This is a genomic window from Polynucleobacter sp. TUM22923 (genome assembly GCF_030295705.1).
Classification (GTDB): domain Bacteria; phylum Pseudomonadota; class Gammaproteobacteria; order Burkholderiales; family Burkholderiaceae; genus Polynucleobacter.
Genome location: NZ_AP027274.1, coordinates 1,680,191 through 1,696,726, shown reverse-complemented (window position 1 = coordinate 1,696,726; position 16,536 = coordinate 1,680,191). Strand labels below are relative to the sequence as shown.

The 16,536-nt window shown below is 45.3% G+C and carries 21 protein-coding genes; 15 read left to right on the top strand and 6 right to left on the bottom strand.

Annotated elements, in window-relative coordinates; translation table 11 throughout:
* Positions 1–3: 3 nt before the first annotated feature.
* From trmL to QUD86_RS08635, 3 genes are read right to left on the bottom strand one after another with little or no spacing between them, the layout of a single operon-like run.
* Positions 4–474 (bottom strand): tRNA (uridine(34)/cytosine(34)/5-carboxymethylaminomethyluridine(34)-2'-O)-methyltransferase TrmL, encoded by a 471-nt coding sequence (gene trmL / locus QUD86_RS08645; protein ID WP_286296699.1) that lies wholly within the window; start codon positions 472–474, stop codon positions 4–6.
* A 10-nt stretch (positions 475–484) separates the two neighbouring features.
* The gene (locus QUD86_RS08640; protein WP_286296696.1) at positions 485–1,030 is read right to left on the bottom strand and encodes a ComF family protein; all 546 of its coding nucleotides are present in this window, start codon (positions 1,028–1,030) and stop codon (positions 485–487) included.
* A gap of 41 nt (positions 1,031–1,071) precedes the next feature.
* On the bottom strand, positions 1,072–1,263 hold the full coding sequence (locus QUD86_RS08635; RefSeq protein ID WP_286296694.1) for a hypothetical protein: 192 nt from the start codon (positions 1,261–1,263) through the stop codon (positions 1,072–1,074).
* 3 nt (positions 1,264–1,266) lie between these two features.
* Here QUD86_RS08635 and QUD86_RS08630 point away from each other — a divergent pair, with 3 nt between their 5' ends.
* The 7 genes from QUD86_RS08630 to QUD86_RS08600 all read left to right on the top strand — a co-directional run bounded on the left by QUD86_RS08630 (position 1,267) and on the right by QUD86_RS08600 (position 6,868).
* Positions 1,267–2,070, top strand: a complete 804-nt coding sequence (locus QUD86_RS08630) for a methyltransferase domain-containing protein (protein ID WP_286296691.1) — start codon at positions 1,267–1,269, stop codon at positions 2,068–2,070.
* Positions 2,071–2,250: 180 nt separating this feature from the next.
* On the top strand, positions 2,251–3,408 hold the full coding sequence (gene coxB / locus QUD86_RS08625; RefSeq protein ID WP_286296690.1) for a cytochrome c oxidase subunit II: 1,158 nt from the start codon (positions 2,251–2,253) through the stop codon (positions 3,406–3,408).
* A 45-nt stretch (positions 3,409–3,453) separates the two neighbouring features.
* Positions 3,454–5,073, top strand: coding sequence for a cytochrome c oxidase subunit I (gene ctaD, locus QUD86_RS08620; RefSeq protein ID WP_286296689.1), 1,620 nt, complete (start codon positions 3,454–3,456; stop codon positions 5,071–5,073).
* Entirely contained in the window at positions 4,973–5,188 is a 216-nt protein-coding gene (locus QUD86_RS09525) for a cytochrome oxidase small assembly protein (protein ID WP_353506527.1), read from the top strand. Before ctaD ends, QUD86_RS09525 begins: the two co-directional genes overlap by 101 nt.
* A 16-nt stretch (positions 5,189–5,204) precedes the next feature.
* Positions 5,205–5,792, top strand: a complete 588-nt coding sequence (locus QUD86_RS08610) for a cytochrome c oxidase assembly protein (RefSeq protein ID WP_286296685.1) — start codon at positions 5,205–5,207, stop codon at positions 5,790–5,792.
* On the top strand, positions 5,789–5,983 hold the full coding sequence (locus tag QUD86_RS08605) for a DUF2970 domain-containing protein (protein WP_286296684.1): 195 nt from the start codon (positions 5,789–5,791) through the stop codon (positions 5,981–5,983). The genes QUD86_RS08610 and QUD86_RS08605 overlap by 4 nt, the downstream gene beginning before the upstream one ends.
* A 30-nt stretch (positions 5,984–6,013) precedes the next feature.
* The gene (locus QUD86_RS08600) at positions 6,014–6,868 is read left to right on the top strand and encodes a cytochrome c oxidase subunit 3 (protein WP_286296683.1); all 855 of its coding nucleotides are present in this window, start codon (positions 6,014–6,016) and stop codon (positions 6,866–6,868) included.
* 63 nt (positions 6,869–6,931) lie between these two features.
* Here the strand turns inward: QUD86_RS08600 and QUD86_RS08595 are convergent, their stop codons facing one another.
* Positions 6,932–7,141: a twin transmembrane helix small protein gene (locus tag QUD86_RS08595; RefSeq protein ID WP_100379801.1), complete on the bottom strand. Its 210-nt coding sequence runs from the start codon at positions 7,139–7,141 to the stop codon at positions 6,932–6,934.
* A 14-nt stretch (positions 7,142–7,155) separates the two neighbouring features.
* Here QUD86_RS08595 and QUD86_RS08590 point away from each other — a divergent pair, with 14 nt between their 5' ends.
* The 5 genes from QUD86_RS08590 to QUD86_RS08570 are packed head-to-tail and all read left to right on the top strand — an operon-like array spanning position 7,156 to position 11,193.
* Entirely contained in the window at positions 7,156–7,932 is a 777-nt protein-coding gene (locus QUD86_RS08590) for an SURF1 family protein (protein WP_286296676.1), read from the top strand.
* Position 7,933: 1 nt separating this feature from the next.
* Complete coding sequence (locus QUD86_RS08585; RefSeq protein ID WP_286296673.1) at positions 7,934–8,593, top strand: redox-active disulfide-containing membrane protein; 660 nt, start codon at positions 7,934–7,936, stop codon at positions 8,591–8,593.
* Positions 8,590–9,699: a COX15/CtaA family protein gene (locus QUD86_RS08580; RefSeq protein ID WP_286296671.1), complete on the top strand. Its 1,110-nt coding sequence runs from the start codon at positions 8,590–8,592 to the stop codon at positions 9,697–9,699. Before QUD86_RS08585 ends, QUD86_RS08580 begins: the two co-directional genes overlap by 4 nt.
* Entirely contained in the window at positions 9,696–10,589 is an 894-nt protein-coding gene (gene cyoE / locus QUD86_RS08575) for a heme o synthase (protein ID WP_286296669.1), read from the top strand. The genes QUD86_RS08580 and cyoE overlap by 4 nt, the downstream gene beginning before the upstream one ends.
* Before the next feature lie 7 nt (positions 10,590–10,596).
* A complete protein-coding gene (locus QUD86_RS08570) occupies positions 10,597–11,193 on the top strand; it encodes an SCO family protein (RefSeq protein WP_502928866.1) in 597 nt (198 codons plus the stop codon).
* Between the two features lie 37 nt (positions 11,194–11,230).
* On the opposite strand, the gene rpoH is transcribed toward QUD86_RS08570, so the two are convergent.
* Positions 11,231–12,169, bottom strand: coding sequence for an RNA polymerase sigma factor RpoH (rpoH, locus tag QUD86_RS08565; protein WP_502928865.1), 939 nt, complete (start codon positions 12,167–12,169; stop codon positions 11,231–11,233).
* Positions 12,170–12,260: 91 nt separating this feature from the next.
* Positions 12,261–13,151 (bottom strand): signal recognition particle-docking protein FtsY, encoded by an 891-nt coding sequence (ftsY, locus tag QUD86_RS08560; protein WP_286296667.1) that lies wholly within the window; start codon positions 13,149–13,151, stop codon positions 12,261–12,263.
* A gap of 26 nt (positions 13,152–13,177) precedes the next feature.
* Between ftsY and QUD86_RS08555 the strand changes: the two genes are divergently transcribed.
* Genes QUD86_RS08555 through rsmD form a run of 3 tightly spaced genes read left to right on the top strand, consistent with a single transcriptional unit; the run spans position 13,178 to position 16,525 of the window.
* Entirely contained in the window at positions 13,178–14,566 is a 1,389-nt protein-coding gene (locus QUD86_RS08555; protein WP_286296666.1) for a M16 family metallopeptidase, read from the top strand.
* On the top strand, positions 14,566–15,912 hold the full coding sequence (locus tag QUD86_RS08550; RefSeq protein ID WP_286296665.1) for a M16 family metallopeptidase: 1,347 nt from the start codon (positions 14,566–14,568) through the stop codon (positions 15,910–15,912). Before QUD86_RS08555 ends, QUD86_RS08550 begins: the two co-directional genes overlap by 1 nt.
* On the top strand, positions 15,905–16,525 hold the full coding sequence (rsmD, locus tag QUD86_RS08545; RefSeq protein ID WP_286298730.1) for a 16S rRNA (guanine(966)-N(2))-methyltransferase RsmD: 621 nt from the start codon (positions 15,905–15,907) through the stop codon (positions 16,523–16,525). Before QUD86_RS08550 ends, rsmD begins: the two co-directional genes overlap by 8 nt.
* The last annotated feature ends 11 nt before the right edge of the window (positions 16,526–16,536 follow it).

The following is a 16,536-nucleotide window of genomic DNA, read 5'->3' as shown; positions in this document are numbered from 1 at the left end:
GAATCAAGCGCCGCCAGTAAGTCCGTTTTGTCTCCATGCCTCATAAACCACAATTGCAACAGTATTTGATAGATTCAAGCTGCGACTACTAGCGTACATCGCTAAGCGCATCTGGTTGGGTATTGGTATGGAACTTCGCACCTCATCGCTGATTCCTTTTGTTTCAGAGCCAAAAACAAAATAATCATCTGCCAAGTATTGGCCTTCATGAAACTTTCCAGAGCCCTTGGTAGTCAATGCAAAAATACGATTAGGTTTCGGTTGCTCGTCTATTAGAAACTGTTGCCAGTTTGGGTGCACCTTCACCTTGGCGAACTCATGATAGTCAAGTCCAGCCCTACGAAGCTTGGCATCTTCCATAGGAAAACCCAGTGGCTCAATTAAGTGGAGTTTGGCTCCTGTATTGGCACATAGACGAATAATGTTGCCAGTATTCGGTGGTATCTCTGGTTCGAATAAAACAATGTTGAACATGTTTTGCACTTTAGTTTCTGAGTTGCTTGGAGGGTCTTTGTGTTCTCAGTAGAACCCAATTGATAACCCGACTTACGCCATTGTCCTTCAGAACGCGAGCGATCTCGTTCAGAGTGGCTCCGCTAGTCATGACATCATCAAAAATCACAATGCTACTGCCTTGTAATAATGCTTGATATTGTGGATTGACATAAAACATATCGCGAATCGCTTTATGGCGATTGATTCTATTTTCAGCGGCTTGATGTTGGGTGTGATGGTGGCGCATTAAAACATGGGCATGCTTCTGAATATTGACGGTACAACGAATTCTTCTAGCGAGTTCCCAACTTTGGTTAAAGCCCCTGAAGCAGAGTTTTTCCTGGCTGAGCGGCACAGGAAAGAGGAAGTCAGCTTCAACGGCCTGAAGCGGTTCGATCATTCGCTCATTCCATGCTATTGCCAGCCCATGGGCACAGGCCAGGCGGCGCTGATATTTCAATTGATGTAAAGCCGCTTGCAGTATTCCGTCATATCGATCTAAGCAGTATGTCTCATCAAAAAACGGTGGGTTCATTAGGCACTCTTGACAGCATCCCTGTGCGAGTTCACTTGTAGTCATGGTAATGCCGCATTTTCGGCAGCACTCGTAGTGATAGAGTTGATTTTCTGCCAATAGCGCACTGCAATAGAGGCAAAGTGCTTGTTCTTGATAATGACCACAGACGATGCAGGCGTGGGGTAATAGATGCGCACAAAAGGCTTGGACAATGTTCTCGAATCGGCGCATGGGGCGCTGAGTATACTCACGCAATGACCCAATCAATAGCATGGCTTCAAGACGAAATTGCAGACCGGATGCTGCAAAAATTAGACATCGTGAAGTTAGACGTAAAGGATGTCTTAGTACTTCCAGATTTCCTAGGTCTACATACGCTCTTTCTTGCTAAGCGTTTTCCGGGTGTGCGTTTTCATAGTGCCCCAGAGTCAGAAATATCCGGTTTTGCCCGTTGGCAATTCAGGGTAAGGCGCTGGTGGAATTCTCGATGCAGGGCAGGGGCATTTATCTCCATGTCAGATTTTGAAAAAACGGGTCGCATTGACCTTCCTGACCATTCTGTTGATTTGGTTTTCAGTACTCTATTGATCCAAGATCTTCCTGATCCAAAGTATTTCTTGCGGGAGTGTTGGAGGGTGCTGAAAGAGGGTGGCTTACTCTCATTTAGCTATCTTGGACCCGATACCGGAAAAGAGCTGCAGGTTGCGGGTTTGGCTAAACAGCTAGCTATTGAGCCACTAGCTAGCCCGTGGGATATGCATGACATGGGAGATGCCCTGCTTGGAGAGCGCTTTTCTGATCCTGTGATGGATATGGAGTTTCTCCATCTGGAATATGTTGCTGATGAACTGCTGATCACTGATGCAATAGCTTTAAAGTTGGTTTCATCATTGGGTCACAGAACTCCAAAAGTAGCAGATTTACCCAAAAAACTTACCTTAGAAGTCATTTATGGACATGCTTGGGCGCTTGGCAAACATCTAGCAAAGCCACAAGATCACATCGCTTATATCGACCCAAAGCAAATACAGCGCAAGACAACAATTGATTCTGATTAAGTGTGAGTGTTTACTATCTATATAAGCTTTATGAGGTCTAAAGACTGGCAGTGTTGCTGGGTTTGTTACAAAGCTCAATTAACCCTATAATCTTGGTATTAGTTATTGGATCGAAATCGTTCTTTTGGACCACCTGAAGCAGGATTGCTACAGACTTTAAGACAACAAACAGAGAATAAGATGAATTTATTTGGAAAAGTCACTAGAGCATTGCTCTATTTGGTAGGCGCATTTGGTGCTGCAGCGGCAGTTGCTTCCGAGAATATGCCCGGTGGCCCACAGGTAATGCAGCTTAATTTTGCTGCACCTGCAACAAAAATCATGCAAGAGATTCATTGGTTGCATTGGATGATGTTGGTCATTTGCGCAGTAATTTTTGTTGGCGTGTTTGGAGTGATGTTTTATTCAATTCTCAAGCACCGTAAATCATTGGGTGCAAAATCTGCCTCATTCCACGAAAGCACCACTGTCGAAATTATTTGGACAGTTATTCCATTGCTTATCGTTATTGGAATGGCCTTACCAGCAACTAAAACGGTTGTTGCTATGAAGGACACCACCAATTCAGACATCACCATCAAAACCACTGGATATCAGTGGAAATGGGGATATGACTACATCAAAGGCGAAGGTGAGGGAATCAACTTCCTCTCTACATTGTCGACATCCCGTGAATCAATTAATAACCTCGCACCCAAATCAAATACCTATTTGATGGAAGTTGATAATGAAATGGTTGTTCCGGTCGGTAAAAAAATCCGTTTAATTACCACCGCTAATGACGTTATTCATGCTTGGACAATTCCAGCATTCGGCGTAAAGCAAGATGCGATTCCTGGATTTGTTCGTGATACTTGGTTCAGGGCAGAAAAAATCGGCACCTTCCGCGGGCAATGTTCGGAGTTGTGCGGTGCCCAGCATGCGTTTATGCCGATTGTCGTTCGCGTAGTTTCGCCAGAAGATTACACCGCATGGGTTGCAGAGAAGAAAAAAGAAATGGCGGCAGCCTCAGATGACCCATCTAAGGTTTACACATTAGATGAGCAAAAAGAGCGCGGCGCCAAAGTGTATGCCGCAAATTGTGCTGCATGCCACCAAGCAAACGGTAAGGGTGCGGGCACATTCCCTGCTTTAGATGCCAGCAAGGTTGTATTGGGTCCTAAAGAAGGTCAATACAATATTTTGTTGAACGGCAAAAATGCAATGCCGAAATGGTCTGGCGTGATTTCTGATGGCGATATTGCTGCGGTCATTACCTACACCCGTAACGCATGGGGCAACAAAACGGGTGACGTTGTTCAGACTCAAGACATTGTTGTTACGCGCGCAGGCAAATAATTCTTTTTATTAATTGATAGACATTAAATTAAACCGGAGTAATCCATGAGCACAGTCTCTACAACACACGATCACGCACACGATCACGCACATGATGACCATACGCCGCATGGCTGGCGTCGTTGGTTGTTTGCTACCAACCATAAAGATATCGGTACAATGTATCTGATTTTTTCTTTTGTGAGCTTGTTAGCTGGTGGCGTAATGGCTTTAGGTATTCGTCTGGAGTTATTCCAGCCAGGCCTCCAGTTTTTCCGCCCCGAGTTTTTTAATCAATTAACAACCATGCATGGTCTTGTGATGGTTTTCGGTGCGATCATGCCAGCATTCGTGGGATTTGCAAACTGGATGGTTCCATTGCAAATTGGTGCGTCTGACATGGCTTTTGCCCGCATGAACAACTTTAGTTTCTGGATCTTGCCAGTGGCTGCATGTTTACTGTTTGGTTCATTCTTAGCTCCTGGCGGTGCTCCTGCCGGTGGTTGGACTTTGTATGCGCCATTGACATCGCAGATGGGGCCTGGCCTTGATATGGCTATTTTTGCCCTCCATTTATTGGGCGCTTCCTCGATCATGGGCTCGATCAATATCATCGTTACCATTTTGAACATGCGCGCTCCCGGTTTGACATTGATGAAAATGCCAATGTTCTGCTGGACTTGGTTGATTACGGCTTACTTGTTAATTGCTGTAATGCCAGTATTGGCTGGTGCAATTACGATGGTTCTGACAGATCGCCATTTTGGTACATCCTTCTTCTCCGCAGTCGGTGGCGGCGATCCAATCATGTTCCAGCATATTTTTTGGTTCTTTGGTCACCCTGAGGTTTACATCATGATTCTTCCGGCTTTTGGAATCGTGAGTGAGATTATTCCGGCATTCTCCAGAAAAACCTTGTTTGGTTACAGTTCGATGGTTTATGCAACTTCATCCATTGCAATTCTGTCCTTCATTGTTTGGGCTCATCACATGTTTGCAACAGGCATGCCAGTAACTGGCCAGCTGTTCTTCATGTACGCCACGATGTTGATCGCAGTGCCAACGGGCGTGAAGATTTTTAACTGGATTGCAACAATGTGGAAAGGGTCTATGACCTTTGAAACCCCAATGTTGTGGGCAGTCGGTTTTATTTTCGTATTCACCATGGGTGGTTTCACAGGCTTGATCTTGGCATTAGCGCCGATTGATATTGGTGCACAAGATACCTATTATGTAGTTGCCCATTTCCACTACGTTTTAGTTGCTGGATCTTTATTTGCGATGTTTGCTGGCTTCTACTACTGGTGTCCAAAGTGGACTGGCTATATGGCTAATGAGACGCGTGGCAAGATCCACTTTTGGACTTCCATGATCTTCTTCAACGTTACTTTCTTCCCAATGCATTTCTTGGGTCTGGCAGGTATGCCACGTCGTTATGCGGACTACCCAACACAGTTTGCTGACTTCAACATGGTTGCCTCTATTGGCGCACTAGGTTTTGGTTTATCTCAGGTGTACTTCTTGGTATTTGTTGTGATGCCAGCCTATCGTGGCCATGGTGAAAAAGCACCCATGAAGCCATGGGATGGTGCTAAAGGTTTGGAGTGGACCATTCCATCGCCAGCGCCACACCATACTTTTGAAACACCTCCTGACGCTAAAGAATTGCATGCAGCAGGAATCTAAACATTCACTGAAAGAGATCCGGTCTGCGAGTAATCGTAGATTGGGCTTTATTCTGTTGAGCGTCGCAGTGATTTTCTTTATCGGTATCTTGGTCAAGCGGAGTGTGTTGGGTTAATCCCCAATCATCACGAATGTCAGTCATTGCATCTCTAAACCGCCAAATTCTATTGAAGCTGCTTATTGCTTCAGTGATGATGTTTGGGTTTGGGTACGCTTTGGTGCCAATGTATAAAGCTTTGTGCGAAGTTACTGGCATCAATGTGGTAACCAGCAAAAATGATTACGGTACACGTGCCTTCAGCGTAAACAAAGTGGGTAATACCCAAGTTGACTACTCACGTAAGGTCACCATCGAGTTTGACTCGAATAGTCGAGGACCATTTACCTTTAAGCCGGTGAAGAACTATTTAGAAGTTCATCCTGGTGAGATGACAGAAATTGTGTATGAGGTGACTAATAACTTAGGTCGCCCAGTAAAGGCTCAGGCGATTCCGAGTTACGCACCAAAAAGTGCAATGGAGTTCTTTACGAAGTTGGAATGTTTTTGCTTTCAGGAGCAAACATTGGCAGCTAACGAAATGAAAAAGATGCCGGTTGTATTTGTGATCGATGCGGGCTTGCCTGCGGACGTTAAAACAATTACCCTTTCATATACCTTTTTTGAATTAGGCGTGGGTCAGCAACCTGCTGGATCAACCACTCCAAAATCTAAGTCATGAAGAAGAAAAGTAGTTTTTTGCAGTCAATGAAAGCAGTGTTGTGGGGCTTTTTAGGCGTGCGAAAGCAGTCAGGTTTGCAGGAGGATGTTGCCTCATTGAGTTTTGTACACATCATCATTGCAGGTGTTATCGGCGCCCTCATTTTTATGAGTGTGCTGTTGTTAATTGTTAAAGTTGTCGTTTCCCCTTGATTATTTTTTTGATTGAATAGAGAGAGTCAGATGTCATCCAACTCAACCCCATACTATTTTGTTCCTGGGCTATCAAGCCACCCTGTAATGGCGGCACTTGGTCTTGTGGCCTTCGGTTTTGGTATGTCAGGCTGGGTCAACCAAGCCTCTTGGGGCGGACCCCTCACGGCTGTGGGTGTGCTTTGGGTTATGTTTGTGCTTTATCAGTGGCTTGGCGATACGATTTCTGAAGCCAATTCTGGAAAGAATGGCATTAACGTTGACGTATCGTATCGCTGGTCAATGGCCTGGTTCATTTTCTCTGAGATCATGTTTTTTGCAGCCTTCTTCTCTGCTTTATTTTATGCCCGAAATATTGCCATGCCTTGGATGGGTGATGTAGAAAGTAAATTGATCTGGCCAAATTTCACAGCAGTGTGGCCCAACGACGGCCCAGCTGGACTGGTAGATAAATTTACCACCATGGGACCCTGGCCGATTCCAACCATCAATACTTTATTGCTATTGAGTTCAGGCGTCACCATCACCATTGCCCACCATGCTATTGTGCAAAATCACATGAAGAAAGCCATCATTGGCTTGGCTGCTACTGTGGGTTTAGGCATTATTTTCTTGGGATTCCAAGTTTATGAGTACTACCATGCTTATCATGAACTAAATCTGAAACTGACCTCTGGTATCTACGGCTCAACTTTTTATTTGCTGACCGGCTTTCATGGCTTTCACGTTTTCTTGGGCGGAACAATCCTGGCTATCGTATTACGCCGAATGATTCGCGGTGACTTTACTGCTGACAATCACTTTGCGTTTGAAGGTGCTGCATGGTACTGGCATTTTGTAGACGTGGTCTGGTTAGGCTTATACATCGCAGTGTATTGGATGTAGAGAAATTAATAATCGGGGCATGTAGCCCCGATTTAATTTAGATTGGCGATTCTTGAAGATGCATCAAGTACCAACCCGAATCCCAGTAGCTTCGATGTATCCAAAGTAGTGTGCAATCAAAATTCCTAGAAAGAGCAAAACAGAAAGCCCAATTCGTAGGGTAAGAGAGTGCACCATTCTAGAATTACTACCCTTATCTTTCATCATGAAGTAAAGGGCGGAGCCTAAACTTCCTACAATCATTAGTAGCGCAATTGGAATTACCCACTTCATCTTAAAGTCCTCACTTGAATATTTTTTCTGGCTTCATTACTTCTCGCATAGTCGCTACTGTATCAGCCTTAGTGGTAATTGCGATAGGCTGTGCAGCAGGGATCTGGCAGCTTAATAGGGCTGAACAGAAGATTCAGTTAGGAAATTCTTTGGCTGCCAGGCAGCAGATGTCGATACTGAATGCTAATAGTGGTCATTTGACTTTAGAAGATGCTAAGGAGCGTCGCATAGTCGCTCGAGGGCGCTTCTTGCCAGGTGAGGCAATTTGGCTTGATAACCGCCCTAGACCGGTTCCAGAAGGTGGCCAGGGAAATGCTGCTCAGTCAGGATTTTTTGTGATGATGCCCCTTAAACTAGATGGTCAAAAAACCATCTTATGGGTTAACCGTGGATGGGCACCTCGGAATAACCTCAATCGCATCGACTTACCTGCCATTAATACAGAAAGTCAGGTTATCGAGATTGAAGGTGTTGCATTCGCGCATCCCGGAAAAGTATTTGAGCTAGGTCAAAAGGGGTCCCCCGATATTAGGCCTCGGATTGAACAAAATTTTGATTTGGTTGCGGAAGCAAAAAATCATCAGTGGGAGCAGTTGCCCTTTATTGTTAGGGAAATTGACCCTAATAAAAAGGATGGATTAGTCAGGGAATGGCCTTTGCCAACAAATGGCGTCGATCGCCATTATGCTTATTCTTTTCAATGGTTTGCATTGGCGTTATGTGGATTCTTATTTTGGCTTGTGAGTGGCTTTATGGGATATCGGCATCTACGTAAAAATTTTGGAGACTAAAGTGAGTGATCAAGAGTTATTAATTCCAGCATCGCAGACAGATTCATCGAAAATCAATGCGCGCACTAGGCGCGGAAGGTTTCAGATGCTCTTTTTGTTGCTTGCCTGCGCTGCCCCAGTCATTGCCTCTTATTTAGCCTATTACGTCTTTAAGCCAGAAGGCGCCAAGACAAACTTTGGTACCTTTGTGCAGCCTGCCCAAGAAATGAATGCTGCTTGGTTCGATATGCCTTTTAATGGTAAATGGACATTGCTGGTAGCTCGGCCAGCTAGCGAGTGCACCATCAAAGATGAATCTTGTTTAGAGGCGCTATTTTTAATGCGACAGGTGCGTGTGGCCATGGGTCGTGAAAGTGGGCGTGTACAACTGGTTTGGGTCAATACCGATGGAAAAAAGGTAGATCCCGAGGTATCGACGGCATATGATGAGCAGAATGCTGGTTTTAAGATTATTAATGCACCGTCAGATCCTCAATTAAAAGCGCAATTTTTAGAGTGGCTCAATCGAGAGGGTGCCGGGCAAAAGATTCAGTTGATTGATCCTAGTCCTGCCAAGATGATGTACTTTCCGATTACAAATGCACCTAAAGAATTTGGAAGCATTAAGAAAGATTTAGAAAAATTACTGCGCCTGAACCGTAAAGGCGAGAACTTGCAATGAATGGTATTTTGTTGCTTGCTGAGCTAGCGGCGATTGCAATTATTTTTGCAGGAATACCGTTACTTTATGTATGGAGAAGGCCGGGCTATAGTCTTTTTCAGAAACTCAATTGGGTTTTAGTCTTTATGACATTCGACCTTATTGTCTTCGGTGCATTTACACGACTCTCTGATTCTGGGCTGGGCTGCCCTGATTGGCCAGGCTGTTACGGCACATCAAATCCTTGGCACGCTCTTGGAGAGATTCAGTTAGCTGAGGCAGCCATGCCAACTGGTCCGGTGACTGTGTTGAAAGCTTGGATTGAGATGATTCATCGATATTTAGCAATGACAGTGGGCGCTCTAATCTTGATTCAATTAGGTTTAGCGTTTAGTAAGATCAAAAGTATGGGCAAGGGCCCTTTACTAGGTAGCTTTGGCCTCTTGTTATTAGTTTGCATTCAGGGTGCATTCGGTGCCTGGACAGTTACTCTGAAGCTGCAGCCAATTATTGTCACTATTCATTTAATGTTGGCTTTAGTCTTACTGTCTTGCCTGACGGTCTATGCCCAGAGAAATCGGCAGCTGCCAGCAAAACCAAAACTCATACCTGGAAAATTATTGTTCATTGCTTTTGTTGTGCTGGCGATGCAAATATTCTTAGGTGCTTGGGTTAGTACTAACTATGCCGTGTTGGCTTGCCCTGATTTTCCGACTTGTATGGGTACGTTCATGCCAGAGACTGCTTGGAAAGAAGGCTTTTCTTTATGGCGTGAACTGGGTATGAATGCCCAAGGTGAATATATTTCTCCTATTGCTTTACAGACTATTCATTGGGCGCATCGTGTGTTTGCTATTTGCGTAATGGTGGTTCTAGGCTATTTAGGTATCAGCACCCTGCGGGTCTCTGATGGCGAACCAGAATTACGACGCATTGCTCAGTTACTTCTAGCTCTGCTTCTACTGCAGGTATTAACGGGTATTTCTAATGTTGTATTTCAGTGGCCACTCATTGCAGCTCTGATGCATACCGCCGGCTCTGCTGCTCTGGTATTTTTTTTGGTGAGAATGAGTCAATGGTCTTCTTGGGGTTGGTCTTTTGGTATTAAGATGGCTAAATCACTATGAGCAGCTCTAAAACCTCCCCTTCTGAGTCAATGCCACGCTGGCGTCAATACTGGGTATTGACCAAGCCTCGTGTAACTCAGTTAGCCGTCTTCTGTGCGGTGATTGGTATGTTCTTAGCTACGCCAGGAATGGTTCCTTATCCAGTATTGATTGGTGGTGCTGTCGGCATTTGGTTGCTAGCAGGCGCTGCGTTTGCAATGAATTGTCTGATTGAGCAAGCGGTTGATGCCAAGATGAAGCGTACTGCTTGGAGACCTTCTGCTACCGGTGAGATAACCCCTTTTCACATCATTATTTTTGCGATTGTGCTGGGCGCTTTGGGTATGGTTATATTGTGGAACTTCTGCAATCCATTAACGATGTGGCTGACTGTTGCCACCTTTGTGGGTTACGCAGTAATTTACACTTGGTTACTAAAACCAGCGACACCTCAGAATATTGTGATTGGTGGCTTATCTGGTGCGATGCCACCGGCCCTTGGTTGGGCTGCTGTGACTAATGGACTTTCTGCAGAAGCATGGCTATTGGTGTTAATAATTTTTGTTTGGACTCCCCCTCATTTTTGGGCTCTTGCTTTGTATCGCCGTGATGATTATGTGCAGTCTGGGCTACCGATGCTGCCAGTTACGCATGGTGAGCGCTTTACCCTGCTCAATATTTTGTTGTATACCTTGATATTGATTGCGGCTACCTTGTTGCCCTACATTTACGGCATGAGCGGTCTTGTATATTTAGTTTCAGCACTAATATTGGGTCTGATATTTTTAGCGTATGTGATTGCTTTGTTTATTTCTTACAGTGATGCTCTAGCTAAAAAGACTTTTCACTTTTCGATTACTTATTTATCTCTGTTGTTTGCAGCACTTCTTATAGACCACTACTTTCTCTAAAATGCATATGCCTTATTTACGAAGCCTAATAGGCGCTTGCTGTATTGCAAGCTTATGTTTTGCCATAACGGCATGCAGCCCTAAGCCTGAATTTAAAAATATTGATATCACTGGCGGCACTGCATTTGGTAAGGACTTCAGTTTGCTTGATCCCGACGGCAAAGTCAGAACGCTGGCTGATTTCAAAGGCAAAGTGGTGGTAATGTTTTTTGGTTACACCCAATGCCCTGATGTCTGCCCAACAACCCTGACAGAGATGCAGCAAGTCATGGCTTTATTAGGGCCCCAGTCAGATAAGGTGCAGGTGCTATTTGTTACTGTAGATCCTGAGCGTGATACAGCAACGATCTTAAAGCAATATGTGCCTGCATTTGATGCTCGTTTCTTGGGCCTACGTCCTGCAGATCAAGCAGCTCTGGAGCAGGTTACAAAAGACTTTAAGGTGTATTACAAAAAAGTACCTGGCACCAGTCAGGGCCCATACACCATGGATCACACGGCAGGTAGTTATGCGTTCGATCCAAATGGAAATCTACGTCTTTACATTAAGCATGCGCAAGGCCCTGAGACCTTGGCACATGATTTGAAAGAGCTGCTGAAATAAGCGTTGTCAGAATTTCTAAGCGCTGAGCTGCTTAAACTCAGGCAGCCTGTGCTTGCAACATGCCACGCATCTTTTTGAGCGCAGCAGTTTCGATTTGACGCACACGCTCAGCAGATATACCGTATTCCCCAGCTAGGTCATGTAAGGTTTTGGTGCCGTTGCCTTCTGCGTCCATTGCTAACCAACGAGATTGAACAATATTACGACTGCGTTCATCCAGACGCATCAGTGCCTGGTCTAGTTGCGGGCCATGCAAGGCGTCTGTTGCCGCTGCCGCTATTTTTTCTGTTGGCTCTTGCGTGTTATCTGCAAGCCACTGAATCGGCGCATAAGCTGCATCATCATCGCTATCGTCACCTTCTAGAGCAATATCGCCACCAGCAAGGCGCATTTCCATTTCTTTCACATCAGAACCTTTTACGTCCAATGCTTTTGCTAGAGCGTCAACTTCCTTAGGGGTTAGCGCACTGAGTGTGGGCTTATTGCTGCGTAAGTTAAAGAATAATTTACGTTGTGCCTTGGTTGTTGCCACCTTAACCAAACGCCAATTTTTAAGGATGTACTCATGAATTTCTGCCTTAATCCAGTGGATGGCATAAGAGACTAAGCGTGCACCTTGATTAGGGTCGTAGCGCTTGACCGCCTTCATGAGGCCGATATTGCCTTCTTGGATGAGATCTGCATGGGGAATGCCATAGCCCAAATATTGACGAGCGACAGAAACTACTAAGCGTAAGTGCGACAACACGAGAGTTTTAGCTGCGTCTACGTTTTCAGTGCTACGGAACTCTTGTGCCAGATGCAGCTCTTGTGCTGCACTGAGCATTGGAACGCGGTTCACGTAAGCGATATAAGAGTCTAGTGTGCCAACTCCGAGCGATGGCAACATTGGAAAGGAAAGCGATGCAGCAGTCTGCGCTGCTGGCAGTGTTTGCCTTGCTTGCATTTGCGGTGTGTATGCTTTCTTTGGAACCATGTTTTTTTGATTTTGTGGTGTTAACAGTGCTCTATTTTAGCACTCTTACCAAGAGAGTGCTAATGGTTTTATAAATGGCTAAGATATTGATTTAATTGAATAATTCAGTAGCATATTGTTCGGCCGCAAAGGGCACTAAGTCATCAATACCCTCACCTTTGCCTAGGGCTAAAACAGCAGGTTTTGTGCCTTCATTGAATGTGTGAGCCAAAGCGCAAATGACGCCGCCTTTAGCAGTCCCATCTAACTTAGTCACGATTAAGGCGGTCAGTCCAAGCGCTGTATGAAAGGCCTTCACCTGACTTAAGCCGTTCTGACCGGTGTTGCCATCCAGTATGAGCAAAGTTTCGTGAGGCGCCCCAGGAAGGGCTTTGCCGATCACTCTTTTAACCTTCTTGAGCTCTTCCATGAGGTGATCTTGGGTAGCCAATCTGCCCGCAGTATCAATAATGAGAATATCGCTCTTTCGAGAGATGGCTGCATGAATCGAGTCATGGGCCACAGCAGCCGCATCACCACTTTCTTGGGTAATGACATCGACATGATTGCGACTCCCCCATTCAATCAATTGGTTGCGGGCTGCAGCTCTGAAGGTATCGCCAGCAGCTAAAAGCACTGATTTACCTTGAGCCTGAAATAGGCGGCACAGCTTGCCGATGGTTGTAGTCTTGCCGGCGCCATTGACACCAACAACAAGCCATACTTCTAGAGCGGTCTTTGCTCTATCGGCATATAAGGGGTTTAATGGGTGCTCGAGGGGCTTTAGAAGGCTTGATACCTCTTGAACCAACAATGCTTTAAGTACCTCTGGACTAGCTGCTTTTTCTGATTTGGCCGCCTTACGCAACTTGCTGATGAGCTGGTCGGTGGTTGGCAGACCTACATCACTGAGAATAAGGGATTCTTCTAGGGTATCAAACCAAGCTTCATCCAAGCGGTTAGATGCAAAAAGGGATCCGAGGGTTTTACGTAGGCCGAACATAGTCGATACAATTTAATTTTTGGAATATGGTGATCTTACAGATGCGCTCCACTTTACTGCGAATTTCTTTCTGCTGGTTGATATCCAGTCAATGTGCCTGGGCAGCACCCGGCGGTACTTTGCCAGATACCCATGAGTATCAACTCGCCAATGGCTTAAAGCTAATCGTACGAGAGGATCATCGTGCTCCGACAGTCGCCCACATGGTCTGGTATCGCGCAGGCTCTATGGACGAGATGAATGGTCGAACAGGTGTAGCCCACGTACTTGAGCACATGATGTTCAAAGGTACGGATAAAGTGAAGTCGGGGGAGTTTTCTCGCTTGGTTGCTGCTGTAGGTGGCCGAGAAAATGCCTTTACTTCGCGAGATTACACTGCCTATTTTCAACAGGTAGAAAAATCAAAATTAGAGGATGTGATGAAGCTTGAGGCTGATCGCATGAGCAATCTCAATTTTGATGATGCTGAATTTTTGAAAGAAATTCAGGTGGTGATGGAGGAGCGTCGTTTACGTACTGAAGATAATCCCAGCAGTCTTCTTTATGAATCTCTCATGGCCACAGCTTATATGAGCTCACCGTATCGTCATCCAGTAATAGGTTGGATGAACGACCTAGAAAATATGAAAGCAACTGATGCGCGAGATTGGTATCGTAGTTGGTATACCCCTAACAATGCAACTGTGGTGATCACCGGTGATGTTGATCCACTCGCCGTATTAAAGTCTGTTGAAAAGTTTTACGGTGTCGCAACACCTAAAGAGTTGCCAGTGCGCAAACCGCAGGTGGAGCCGATTCAAAAAGGGGTCAAGCAAGTTCAAGTAAAAGCAGCTGCAGATAGTGCTCAGTTAGCCATGGCTTGGAAGGTGCCTAAATTACATCCGGGAATGCTAGATGATGTAGAGCCTTATGCATTGGAATTACTGACAGCAGTGCTAGACGGCTATGACAATGCACGCCTGAATCGTACTCTGGTCAAGCAAGAGCGGGTTGTCGATAATGTCGGAGTTGGGTATGACATGATTTCAAGAGGACCTGAGCTATTTTTAATTCAAGCCAGTCTAGCTAAAGGAAAAACAGTATCTCAGGCAGAGATGAGTATTCGCAAGGCGTTAAAAGAGCTTGTAGATAAAGGAATATTGGATTCAGAGCTACAGCGCATCAAAGTAAGAATTCTGTCAGAGCAAATTTATAAGCGTGATTCTATTTTTGGCCAGGCGATGGAAATTGGTACTACAGAAATAGCTGGTTTTTCTTGGCGCGATATTGATCGTATGTTAGATAAGATGCAGACCATCACGCCGGCTCAAGTTCAGGCAGTAGCTAAAAAATATCTAGTGGATGAGGGTCTTACTATTGCGGTACTAGATCCGCAAGTTCGCCAATCAGTTGAGACCAAGCAAGGAGCTAAGTAATGCTAATAAAACATCGGATCAAACCCGCTTTTATTGGCGCCATACTCATGCTGGGTATGTTGTCATCAGCTTATGCTATTTTGCCGATTGAAAAGCTGGATGCTCACAAAGGTGCGCAAGCTTACCTAGTACAAACTAAAGCGCTGCCTATGGTAGATATCGAGATCAGTATTGATGCAGGCGATCGATATGATCCCGTTGCCAAGAGTGGTTTAGCCAGCATTGCCGGGCAGCTAATGAACTATGGCGCTCGGTCTGAGAAGGGGGTTTTATCAGAAGCACAAATCGCAGATGAGATTGCTGATTTGGGCGCTAATCTGGGTATCTCTGTAAGTGGTGAGCGTGCGATCCTGCGCATTCGTAGTCTGAGTAGAAAGGATCTACGTGATCGGGCAGTGCAGTTGGCGGCTGCCATGTTAAGTAATCCGACTTATGACCCCAAGATATTGGCGCGCGAGAAGCAAAGAATGAGCGCTGCCATTTTGGAATCAGAGACTAAGCCAGAGTCCGTATTAGAGCGTCGGTTTAGAAAAGTTCTTTATGGAAGCTATCCGCTTGCCGAGTCCCCATCAGTCAAAACGATTGCTAACATCAGCGCTGACAATTTGCAGCAGTTTCATAAACAGTTCTATCGAGGCGATCGCATGATCGTCAGTATTGTGGGTGATGTGACTAAAACTGATGCCCAAGAAATAGTTCGCAGTTTATTGCAGCAGATTCCACAGTCTGGAGGCGCTATTGCTAAGCTGCCTGCGTTTGAGCGTTCACCAGTAGAGCCTTTAAGTCAACGCGAAACCCAGATTTCCTTTGATTCCCAGCAAGCCCATATTGCTATGGGAATGACCGCAGTTACGCGAAGTGACCCAGATTACTTCCCTCTATTGGTCGGCAACTATGTCTTAGGCGGTGGTGGTTTTGTATCTCGTTTGATGGCAGAAGTTCGTGAAAAGCGCGGCCTTGCCTATAGTGTCTCGAGCTACTTTGCGCCTGGTAAAGATGTGGGTATTTTTAGGGCTGGACTCCAAACAAAAAATGATCAATCTAGCCTAGCCTTAGAAGTGATGAGTTCGACTATTGCACAATTTATTGCAAATGGCCCTACGGTGGTTGAGCTTACCGCTGCAAAGGATAATTTAATCAATGGCTACCCTTTAAGAATTGATAACAACCGCAAACTCTTAGATAACGTCTCCTCTATTGCTTGGAATAATTTACCGCTCGATACGATGGAGACTTGGACTGGGCAAGTCGAGGCAGTAACCTTGGAACAAGTTAAGACTGCATTTCAGAAGCACTTAGCAATGGATAGAATGAAGATCGTAATCTTAGGAGCTCGCAATAAATAAATCGGTCAAGCCAAAAAACCGCACAGAGGCACCTCAAAAGATACGCATTATTGGGGGCATCTGGCGCAGTCGATTAATTAATGTGTTGGATTTACCCGGCCTGCGTCCCACTATAGACCGTGTTCGTGAAACCTTATTCAACTGGCTAGGGCAAGATTTAATAGGTTTACGTTGCCTTGACTTATTCGCTGGTACTGGTGCCCTGGGTTTTGAAGCGGCATCACGACACGCTGATAAGGTGGTCTTATTAGAAAAAGATAAGAAGGCGGTAGCCAATCTCTTAAAAAACTTCGCCTTACTTCAGTCTTCTCCAGTTCCGGGAGGGGTGCATATTACTCAGGCAGATAGTTTGGAATTTCTAAAGCATCAAATAGATGGTTCTAGTAATTTGATTTTTATTGATCCTCCTTTTCAGGAGGGGGCTTTACTAGATCAAGCCCTGTTGGAGGCTGCCCGCATCTGTGATGACACTGCTGGTGGTGGGATTTATGTAGAGTTTCCGGCTAGTCGTACTCGCGAGGAGCTAGAAGCGTTGGTACCAGAATGGCACTGCAAGAAATACTTAGAGGCTGGCCAGGTAAAGGCTTGTCTATTTCGGTCTAAGGCGATCTAAAAAAGACTAAA